9 protein-coding genes are annotated in these 10,458 nt (G+C 48.3%); 6 read left to right on the forward strand and 3 right to left on the reverse strand.

What is annotated here, in order from left to right; all coding sequences use genetic code 11:
- Positions 1 to 289: 3'-5' exonuclease (locus tag R3177_RS09455; RefSeq protein ID WP_318970790.1), on the forward strand; the 289-nt coding region annotated here is incomplete at its 5' end.
- Positions 290 to 295: 6 nt separating this feature from the next.
- Here R3177_RS09455 and R3177_RS09460 read toward each other — a convergent pair.
- Both R3177_RS09460 and R3177_RS09465 read right to left on the reverse strand, forming a co-directional pair.
- Positions 296 to 2,149, reverse strand: a complete 1,854-nt coding sequence (locus tag R3177_RS09460) for a diguanylate cyclase domain-containing protein (RefSeq protein WP_318970791.1) — start codon at positions 2,147 to 2,149, stop codon at positions 296 to 298.
- A gap of 165 nt (positions 2,150 to 2,314) precedes the next feature.
- The gene (locus R3177_RS09465) at positions 2,315 to 2,707 is read right to left on the reverse strand and encodes a c-type cytochrome (protein ID WP_318970792.1); all 393 of its coding nucleotides are present in this window, start codon (positions 2,705 to 2,707) and stop codon (positions 2,315 to 2,317) included.
- A 597-nt stretch (positions 2,708 to 3,304) separates the two neighbouring features.
- Between R3177_RS09465 and polA the strand changes: the two genes are divergently transcribed.
- On the forward strand, positions 3,305 to 6,100 hold the full coding sequence (gene polA / locus R3177_RS09470) for a DNA polymerase I (RefSeq protein ID WP_318970793.1): 2,796 nt from the start codon (positions 3,305 to 3,307) through the stop codon (positions 6,098 to 6,100).
- 447 nt (positions 6,101 to 6,547) lie between these two features.
- Here polA and yihA read toward each other — a convergent pair whose 3' ends face one another.
- Positions 6,548 to 7,177, reverse strand: coding sequence for a ribosome biogenesis GTP-binding protein YihA/YsxC (yihA, locus tag R3177_RS09475; protein ID WP_318970794.1), 630 nt, complete (start codon positions 7,175 to 7,177; stop codon positions 6,548 to 6,550).
- Positions 7,178 to 7,358: 181 nt separating this feature from the next.
- Between yihA and R3177_RS09480 the strand changes: the two genes are divergently transcribed.
- The 4 genes from R3177_RS09480 (at position 7,359) to R3177_RS09495 (ending at position 10,295) form a co-directional block, all read left to right on the forward strand.
- Positions 7,359 to 7,985: a c-type cytochrome gene (locus tag R3177_RS09480; protein WP_318970795.1), complete on the forward strand. Its 627-nt coding sequence runs from the start codon at positions 7,359 to 7,361 to the stop codon at positions 7,983 to 7,985.
- 588 nt (positions 7,986 to 8,573) lie between these two features.
- Complete coding sequence (locus R3177_RS09485) at positions 8,574 to 9,236, forward strand: methyltransferase domain-containing protein (RefSeq protein WP_318970796.1); 663 nt, start codon at positions 8,574 to 8,576, stop codon at positions 9,234 to 9,236.
- 31 nt (positions 9,237 to 9,267) lie between these two features.
- Positions 9,268 to 9,816 (forward strand): Der GTPase-activating protein YihI, encoded by a 549-nt coding sequence (gene yihI, locus R3177_RS09490; protein WP_318970797.1) that lies wholly within the window; start codon positions 9,268 to 9,270, stop codon positions 9,814 to 9,816.
- Positions 9,816 to 10,295 carry a DUF2489 domain-containing protein gene (locus R3177_RS09495; protein WP_318970798.1) on the forward strand — a complete coding sequence of 160 codons (480 nt, stop codon included), beginning with the start codon at positions 9,816 to 9,818 and terminating at the stop codon, positions 10,293 to 10,295. Before yihI ends, R3177_RS09495 begins: the two co-directional genes overlap by 1 nt.
- Positions 10,296 to 10,458: the final 163 nt, after the last annotated feature.

Consider the following 10,458-nt stretch of genomic DNA (forward strand, 5'->3'; position numbering starts at 1 on the left):
AGGTTTATTACCGCACCAGAGCAGTATCGACGAGGACAATGTCGAAGAAGAACGGCGGCTGGCCTATGTCGGGGTGACCCGGGCTCAGCGCGAGCTGGTATTTACCTACGCCAGAGAACGCCGCCAGTATGGCGAGGTGATCAGGCCGGAACCCAGTCGCTTTTTATATGAATTACCGCAGGACGATTTAGAGTGGCAACAGACCGCACCGGTGAAAACCGAGCAGCAACGCCAGCAAACCGGGCAGGCCCATCTGGAGCGGCTACGGCAGATGCTGAAAAAAAACTGATCGTTGTTATTCTGCACCCAGAGCACGCAACATTTGATCGCGCATGTTGTCCTGAAAGATCACATAGCGGCCACGGCCCAGCGCCTTGGCGTGATACATAGCGGCATCAGCATCACGCAGCAACTGCTCGCCGTTACTGTAATCCGGTTGCATTAAGGCAATACCGATACTGACGCCGGAATTTACCTGCTGCCCTTCCAGATAATAAGGCTCACGTACTTTTTCTATAATCCGCTGCGCCACATCTTCTGCGTCATGTTCGCCCTGCAGGTTCTGCAGCAGTACAACAAACTCATCACCGCCGAGGCGGGCTGCTAAATCGTGATCACGGACGGCACTTAAGATCCGTTTACTGGTTTCAATTAAAAATGCATCACCAATATGATGACCGAGCGTGTCGTTAATCAGTTTAAACCGGTCTAAATCCAGAAACAGCAAGGCCATGCCGACTTCAGGCTGACGCTTATAAATGGCAAACTGACGCTTTAACTGCTCCAGAAACATCTGGCGGTTGGCCAGACCGGTTAATAAATCATGATTCGCTTCGTAAAATAGTTTTTGCTCCGCTTTTTTCCGCTCCTCTACCTGGAGACGCAAAAATAAATTTGTCTGCCGCAGCTCGCGGGTACTTTCAAACACTTTACGCTCAAGCTCCTCCTGATGCTGTTTTTGCTTCTCTGCTGCCAGCTTACGCTGAATTGCAACGCCGATATGCTGCGAGACGAAGCGCAGTATACTCAGCTCCTGCTCGGTATATTCATAGGCGTTATCGTATGATTGCACAGCAATCACGCCGATCACCCGCTGATCTATCATCAGGGGCGCGCCCAGCCAGCAGGAAGACAAGCGGGCTCGTTGCAGCGGGTCAGCCATGCCACGGCGGATCTCGCCCTCTGCTGCCAGTTGCTCCGCCGCATCGCTATTAATTAACCGTGCTTCAGCACAGCGAATGACATATTCGGTAAAGCCACGGCTGATGGGCCGTTCCCGCGCCGGTGGCGAATACTGATCCAGATAAAAAGGAAAGGTCAGTTTGCTCTGGTCAGCATTAAGCAGCGCGATATAACAGTTGTCTGCCGACATTAAACCTGACAGTACCTTGTGCACTGCTTTATAAAAGCTTTGCATATCGCGGCTGCTGGCTGTCAGCTCCGAAATTTCATACAACGCCACCTGCAGCCGTTCGGCATTCGTCCGTTCTTTAATTTCTTTCTGTAATGACTGGTTGATAAGCTGCAGTTGCTGAGTCCGCTCCTGGACGGTGAGCTCCAGTAACTCGCGGCTTTTTACCCGGTCCAGCGCAGTAACAGTGTGACCACCGATACTGATAAACATTGCCAGCTCTTCATCACCATAGCGATAGTCATTATCGTAAGTCTGGATGGCCATCACGCCGATTAGCTGAGCGTCCCGCCACAGCGGAATGCCCATCCAGTGGGTGCATTCAGAACCCTGCGCCTGAATATCGCCATTAGCTACCATCGCATCAAATTGCTTTTTGTCACATAGTAATGGCTTGCGGGTTTTGGTTACGTAGCCGGTGAGACCACTTGAAAACGCCGTGGAAGGCACTTGTTTGATCAGCTGCTGATCTTTCTCATCTGAAAAGTACTGCAACTGATATTTGTCACTGCTGGTGTCATATAACACCACATAGAAGTTTTCAGCATGCAGTAACTCTGACACCATCTTGTGAATAGCCGGATAGAATTCCCGCATATCGCTGATCGTACCTGCCAGTTCTGATAGCTTTAACAGTGCGCCCTGGATGGTATACGCCTGCCGGTAACGGCCAATCAGCGTCGTCAGCCGGCGTGCCTTGGCTTTATAGAGTTGGAGTTTTGATCCGTTTAGCTTCAACTTAATTCTGCCCTGCTTCTGCTGGCGTTAGGTTAATAGTTATTATGCACAAAGTTTCGCCACATGGAAGCTCTTAGCTAACAAACACACCAGCAACATTCTTGCTCTGAAAAACAAAAAGCCGTGCAATGCACGGCTTTTTGTTTTATTTGACACGCTGATGTCTTACACGCCATCAATCATAAAACGAATGGCTGCTGCAATTTCATCTTCGCTACAGGTAGCGCAGGTACCCATTGCCGGCATATTGTTAAAACCTTCAACAGAGTGTTTTAATAAGACATCAAAGCCCTGGGCAATCCGAGGTTTCCAGTCAGCACTGCCCGGTTTAGGTGCGTTCAGCGCACCGGTCCCATGGCAGGCAATACAGGCACCGTTATATACCTGCTCACCAGAACGCGGGCCACTGGCCTCTGCAGCCACTTCGGTCTGCTGGCCAGCAATATATATCTGTCCTACCGGCGCTATGCGCTTGGCTAATTCTTCGTTGTTGTCTGTACTGGCAGTCGCGCCAACCGCAAGCAGTAACGAAGCCAGCGCAAAAGTTAGTTTCTTCATTAAAAGTTTCCCATAGCTTAAGGCAGAATGATCTTGCGGCCATTATAGCCTGCAAGCTGACGCAATTAAAAGACTGCAATAACGATCTGAATTGCTGTTTTATTAATCAATGCCAATTGCAGCAGGTACGGTTGCAGATAATCCAGGGATCAGGCCCTGGCAGAGTAGCCTGCTAAGCCCTGCCTGCTCTGCTTTATGCTTTTAGCTTCTTTAGTCACTAACTTTTAATAGCTAAATTTTTTAAAACAAGCGCTATGCAACAGCACAGTTTGTGGTAGTCTTACCGACCTACTCAGTCAGGGAATGACCAGGTTGTTGCACTTCCCCCGACCCCGTAGAAAGTTTTTCCACAAAGTGGATGTAAAAATAATAACAACAAGGGCGTTCGCGTTTTTCCCTCGTTTAATATATAAATCATATAGTTACAACATAAGCATACCCATCATTTTCTTAAATGAGTGGTTGTCTGCTATTAGTTTTACACAAAGTTATCCACAGCTTATCCGTTCCAACCGCTTCTGCTGAAGCATCAGCAACTGTGGCTGTCGCCCTGCGGCTGTGGCATGCTATAGAAAATTTCTGCAGGACTGTTCAGCCATGGTTTATATCCCGAAAAATCCATTGATATTAGTAGATGGTTCTTCCTATTTATTTCGTGCCTATCATTCACCGCCACACTTAACTAATTCAAAGGGAGAAGCGACCGGGGCTATTTATGGCGTGATCAATATGCTGAAAAGCCTGTTACGGCAATATAACCCCAGCCACATGGCGGTGGTATTTGATGCCAAGGGGCCAACATTTCGCAACGACATGTACAGTGAATACAAAGCGCACAGGCCTGCGATGCCGGATGATCTGCGCAGTCAGATTGAGCCGATCCATCAGATAGTGCGGGCCATGGGCCTGCCGCTACTTTGTATTAACGGTGTTGAAGCTGACGATGTTATTGGCACCCTGGCCCGCCAGGCCAGTGCCGCAGGTCGCCATACCCTAATTTCTACCGGCGATAAAGATATGGCCCAGCTGGTGGATAGTCACGTGACTCTGATTAACACCATGACCAATACCCTGCTTGATCCTGAATCTGTTGTCAGCAAATTCGGCGTAGCACCACAAGCCATCATTGATTATCTGGCACTGATGGGAGACAAAGCCGACAACATACCGGGGCTGCCCGGCGTTGGAGAGAAAACAGCGGCAGCACTGCTGCAGGGCCTGGGGTCAATTCAAAACATTTATCAGCAACTGGATAAAGTTGCAGATTTGGGTTTTCGTGGTGCCAAAACCATGGCCGCCAAGCTTTCTGAACATAAAGCGCAACTGGAATTATCTTATCAGCTGGCAACGATAAAAACCGATGTCGAACTTGACTGCCAGCTGGATGATTTGGCGATCCAGCCAGCCGACCCTCAGCAACTGGCAGATTTATATCGTCAGTGTGAATTTAAGCGCTGGCTGGCAGAGATTCTTCAGGAAAAAGCACCTGAGTTACAAAGCGATGCCCAGACTGCCACCGCTGACGATCAGAATGCGGCATCACAAATGCAAAGTTCTGCTGGCGTGACCCCGACGGTCGATCGCAGTCAGTATCAGACTATTCTCAGCCAGCAGCAGTTTACCAAACTGCTCAGTATTCTGGATAACGCAGAACTTACCGCTTTCGATACCGAAACCACCAGTCTGGATTATATGCAGGCTGAGTTGGTCGGCATGTCGTTTGCTGTTGCACCGGGTCAGGCCTGGTACCTGCCATTGGCTCATGACTATGTCGGGGCACCGGAGCAACTAAAAAGAGACGAGACACTGGCAGCACTGAAACCCTGGTTGCAGGACAATAATAAAGCAAAAGTTGGCCAGAATCTGAAATACGATGCCAGCGTATTGGCTCGCTACGACATTAAACTGCAAGGTATTCGTTTCGATACCATGCTCGAGTCCTATGTATTTAACTCCGTTGCCAGCCGCCACGACATGGATAGCCTTGCGCTGAAGTATCTGGGGCACAACAACATCAGTTTTGAAGATATCGCCGGCAAAGGTGCCAAACAACTGAGTTTCAATCAGATTGCATTGGAGCAGGCGGCACCTTACGCTGCAGAGGATGCCGATGTTACTTTCCAGCTGCATCAGACGTTATGGCCAAAAATTAAGGCCGAGCCGGGCCTGGCGAAAGTGCTCACCGAAATAGAAGTTCCGTTGCTGTCAGTGCTGAGCAAAATAGAGCGAAATGGCGTGCTGATCGACAGCAAGGTATTACAACTGCAAAGTCAGCAACTGGCCAGACGGATTGATGAGCTGGCAGAGCAGGCTTATCAGCAGGCCGGACAAACATTCAATATGGCATCGCCCAAGCAGTTGCAGGAAATACTTTTTAATCAGATGGGCTTGCCGGTATTGAAAAAAACGCCGGGTGGCACCCCGTCAACTGCCGAAGAGGTACTGGCAGAACTGGCATTGGAATATGAGTTTCCCAAACTCATTACAGAACACCGCGGCTTAAGCAAATTGAAATCGACCTACACCGATAAGCTGCCCAAAGTCATTAATCCGGCAACCGGCCGGGTGCATACCTCTTATCATCAGGCGATTGCCGCGACTGGCAGACTAAGCTCCACCGAGCCAAACCTGCAGAATATTCCCATTCGTAGTGAAGAAGGCAGACGGATCCGCCAGGCCTTTATCGCACCGGCCGGTAAAAAAATTCTGGCCATCGATTATTCGCAAATTGAATTAAGGATTATGGCGCACCTTTCCGGAGACAAAGCATTACTCGAGGCTTTTGCCAAAGGTTTAGATGTGCATAAAGCCACAGCTGCAGAGGTATTCGGTGTGGCGCTTGATGATGTCAGCAGTGAACAGCGCCGCCAGGCTAAAGCGGTGAACTTCGGGCTTATTTATGGCATGTCAGCCTTTGGTCTGGCCAAACAACTGGGCATTAGCCGCAGTGATGCCCAAAGTTACGTTAACCGCTATTTTGACCGGTTCCCGGGGGTACTGCGCTATATGGAAGATACCCGTAAACAGGCCCATGAGCTTGGCTATGTTGAAACCCTGTTTGGTCGCCGGCTTTACTTAGCCGATATTAACGCCCGAAATATGGGGCGGCAGAAAGCAGCCGAGCGGGCGGCAATTAACGCACCAATGCAGGGTACTGCGGCCGACATTATTAAAATGGCGATGATCAAAGTCGATAACTGGTTAAGCAGCCTGCCAGACGATGGCCTGAAAATGATTATGCAGGTGCATGATGAACTGGTCTTTGAAGTGCCGGTAACTGAGTTAGCGGCAGCACAAACAAAACTGGTCAGCATTATGGAAAGTGCCGCCAGTTTAAATGTCCCCCTGGTCGCTGACGCGGGCAGCGGTGATAACTGGGATCAGGCACATTAATGACCTGACCTGGTTGAAAGGTAATTTAATTACACCAAAAGACTTAAATTGCGCTTTTTTTTGTTTTTTGTAGTTTTATTACATAAAAGAACTTGCAATTATTAACCAAGTGGCTAAAATTTGCCGGGTAGGGTACAGAGGTAAGATGTTCTATCTTTCGGCGCCATGCCATTACGGCAGGCTATAGAAAGTAGGCTTATTTAGCCGCCCCGCTGTTTTGCAGCGGGGCGTTTTTTTATCTGTAATTTGCTAAAACAGCTGAACCCTACCGGACAAAACTGAAATTAAGCAATATTTTTTAGAGTAAATACTTTAAAGCGGCGGGTTTTGTTGTATAATGTTGTGGTCTTAGCGATAAGACACCCTGTTGATTTAAATTATTAGCTTCTCCCCGATTGCTATAACCGACACCCAGTAGTGTCGGTTTTTTTATCGCTGCCGTTTAATTCAATCTGCTGTATTTTCGTTGCTGTCAGCACTGAACCAGTTATCCAGTGTCTGTTCAAATTCCGTCATGCCTATTTTCGTCAACGAACTAAACATATGTACCGTAACATCTCCCATAAATGCCAGGGCGGCCTGCCGCACTTCCAGTAAGGTTTTTTTACGGGCGCCGGGTGAAAGCTTATCGGCCTTGGTTAGCAAAATCAGTACCGGCAGCTCACTGTGCACTGCCCAGTGCACTAACTGTTGATCCAGATCCTTCAACGGATGGCGAATATCCATCAGCACGACTAACCCTTGCAAGCTCTGGCGTTGCTCCAGATATTGCGACAGTGATTTCTGCCACTTTTCTTTTACCGCCAGCGGGACCTTGGCAAAGCCGTAGCCGGGTAAATCAATCAGTCTTTTATTTTCAGCAAAGACAAAAGTGTTGATAAGCTGGGTGCGTCCGGGCGTTTTACTGGTTCGGGCTAAACTATTTTGCCGGGTCAGCGTATTTAATGCACTGGATTTACCTGCATTAGAGCGGCCGGCAAAAGCAACTTCGATACCGGTATCTGCCGGTAAAGCTTTAATATCCGGTGCGCTGGTTAAAAATGTCGCTTGTTGGTAATTGAATTTTGCTTTATGCACAGCCTGCTCCGGCAGTTAAATTTCGCTCATTGTAACGGATCTGGCGGATCGGAAGAAGCTTTTGCAACGCAGATGGGATTTTACTTTGGACAGTTTCGTGTAAAATGGCGACACTAATTCTTATAAACTTACTTGGTTGCCAGTTTGCTGGCGGTTTAATGCGGACAGAGACGGATATAAAATGAAAAAACTCGTACTTCCACTGACGCTGTTAATCGGTTTAATCGGTACAGCTCATGCCTTTGACGGCGATGCTGAAGCAGGCAAAGCGAAATCGACCACCTGTGTAGCCTGTCATGGTACTGACGGTAACAGCATGGTCGATATTTATCCCAAAATTGCTGGCCAGCATGCTGAATATATTTATAAACAGTTGACTGACTATAAACTGGGCATGACAACAGCCGGTAAAGAGGGCCGCAACAACCCCATTATGTTTGGTATGGTTGCCACCTTGTCCGATCAGGATATGAAAGATCTGGCCGCTTATTTTGCCTCTCAGAACATGAGCAGCGGCACTACTCCGGAAGATGTGATTGCCAGAGGCCAGCAGTTATACCGTGGTGGCGATAAAGAGCGTGGTATTGCCGCCTGTATCGCATGCCATGGCCCACGCGGTGTGGGCACCAGCCTGGCGGGTTTCCCCAAAATATCCAGTCAGCATGCCTCTTATCTTAAAGCAACTTTATTAGAGTTTCGCGCTGGCACCCGGGCCAATGACATGAATGGCATGATGCGTGACATTGCCGGCAAACTGACCGATGAAGACATTGAAGTGCTGTCACAATATCTGGGCGGTCTGCACTAATTTGCTGCTGGCGGGGTTAAGGCCCCGTCAGCTTCCTGCTTTTTGTACGATTTATCTCACATTTTCGTAAGCATTTTGCTATTTAAAAAAATATTGAACTTTTTTCGATATTTCATATATAGAATAACTTTCTGATTTAAATAAGAAACTTAAATAATCAGTCAATAAATCTGCATTTTTTTTCAACAGAGACTTGCCATCTGCTCAGATCAGAGTACATTAAAGCGAGTTACGTTTAGTAACAAACAACAACAGGGAATTGCGCGAGCGGCAAGGAAGTTGGTAGCGATACAGCTACATTGAATTTGGCATCAGGAAGATGCATAGCGTTGCAAGACGCTCATGGATGATTAAGAAAGTACCAGGAAGGTCGTAAAGAATAAAATTTTATACAGGGAAGATAAGCAACAATATAGGGAACTTGTAATAACAGGGTCGTTGTAAACGCATCAGGATGATTTAGCGAAATTGAGAGAAGTGTCCACCTAGACACACGTATACGGGGCGATAAGGCTATCTTATCGCCCTTTTGTTTTTTACAATAATGCTATGTCAGTATCGGTTACTGTTCAGAGGTTAACTACAGTAATGCCTGCCAATTCTCACTGCCCTCTGTGTCAGGCACACGCTCCGGCTTTTTATCACCGGGATAAGCACCGGTGCTACTTCAGATGCAATCGCTGTGCTCTGGTTTTTGCTGACCGCGCCAGTTTGCTCAGTAACCAGGCAGAGTATGCTCAGTATCTGCTGCATAATAATGATGTACAGGACAATGGCTACCGTCAGTTTCTGAGCCGGCTGAGTGAGCCTTTACTGGCCAGATTAGCCACAATGGGGCGTTCAGCTGGCCATACTGGTCTTGATTTTGGCTGTGGGCCAGGCCCACTGCTGGCAAAAATGCTGACTGAGGCAGGTCAGGAAATGCAGGTATGGGATCCTTACTTTGCCGATGTTCCAGCAGTATTAAACCAAAAATACGATTTTATCTGCTGCAGTGAAGCGATAGAGCATTTTGTTCAACCGCAATATGAATGGCAGCTGTGGTTGCGTTTACTCAAACCGGCGGGTTTACTGGCAATAATGACCAAACGTTATACCACTTTAGCCGCATTCAGCACCTGGCATTATAAAAACGACCCGACCCATGTCAGTTTTTTTCACCAGGACACATTCAGCTGGCTGGCAGCCAGATCCAAAATGACTGCGGACTTTGTCACAAATGATGTGGTGATCCTGCAGAAAACTGGTTAAAATATGCGCCCTTTTTTACAGGTAACCTGTTATGACGCGTCAAAAGAAAAGCCGTAGTACCGGCAACAATGGTCAACGCCATTTGCCTGCAGCAGAAGCTCGTAAACTGCGGCAACCCAAAGAAGAAACCAAGAAAAAAGGTGCAGGTAAAAAATCCGGCAGCCGTAACGCTATGGTTGAACTTAAACCTGAACAGCAATCTGGACACAGCGGCCCGAAAGATCCCAGAACCGGTAGTAAAAAACCGATAGCGCTGATCCCTGAACCGGCACCGGCGCCATCGTTAAAGCCCGACATGCAGCCAAAGGCCAGGTTAAGTAAGGCCACAATGCCGACTTTGAGTGCGGCTGATGAATTGGCCATGATTGAAAATGATCCACAGTTACAGCTGTTGCTGGAGCGGGTGGAAAATAATGAAGTGCTGACCGGTAAAGATGCAAAGTATTTCAATGCTAAGACTGCCAGACTGGAGCAATTGCTACAGCAACTAGGCCTGACAGAGCAAACTGACGACGAAGATCCGCTGGCCCAGTTCGAGCGTACAGACTGGCGTAAGACTATTTTAGGTGACGAGGATTAATGGATAACCCCTGGCTGATAATACTTATTGTCGTTGCGCTGATTATCATCGCTGGCCTGGCCTTTTATGCCGGAAAACTGCTGTGGTTGCTGCAGCGTCAGACAAAACGGCAATCGCAGCTGGTACAGCAGCAACAGCAACAACAGCGGCAGAACCAGCTTTATGTTGAGCAAAGCATTTATACTATCTGCAAAGCGGTAGCGGCCGGGCAGTGCGAGCTGTCTGAGGGTGCTTTGAGAGTATGGGTGTTGCTTAACCGCCTGCCGGAGAATCAGCAGGGGCCGCTGACAACTGACTATCCTGGTATCTATCAGATGTATCAGGTGGTAAAAGATATGCCAACCCACCAGGCCCGCAAACAGCAGAGCAAGCAGGCGACGAAAGACCAAGACAAGCAACGGCTGCAAGCAGAGCAAGACTTAACAGCGCAGATTATGGCTGACACCAATAAATTGTTGCAACGTTTTCAGCCAGTTTAACTGATACCTCGACTGACACTGTGCTGCCGCCTGCAATGCGGCAGCTGGCCGGGGTCTATTGCTTGTAGATCTTTCCCGCTTTCATAACAAAACTGACGTCGCCCATCAGCCTGATATCCTGTAACGGATCGCCCGGCACGGCAATAATATCAGCATATTTGCC

This window comes from Arsukibacterium sp. (assembly GCF_033722355.1).
Classification (GTDB): Bacteria; Pseudomonadota; Gammaproteobacteria; order Enterobacterales; family Alteromonadaceae; genus Alishewanella.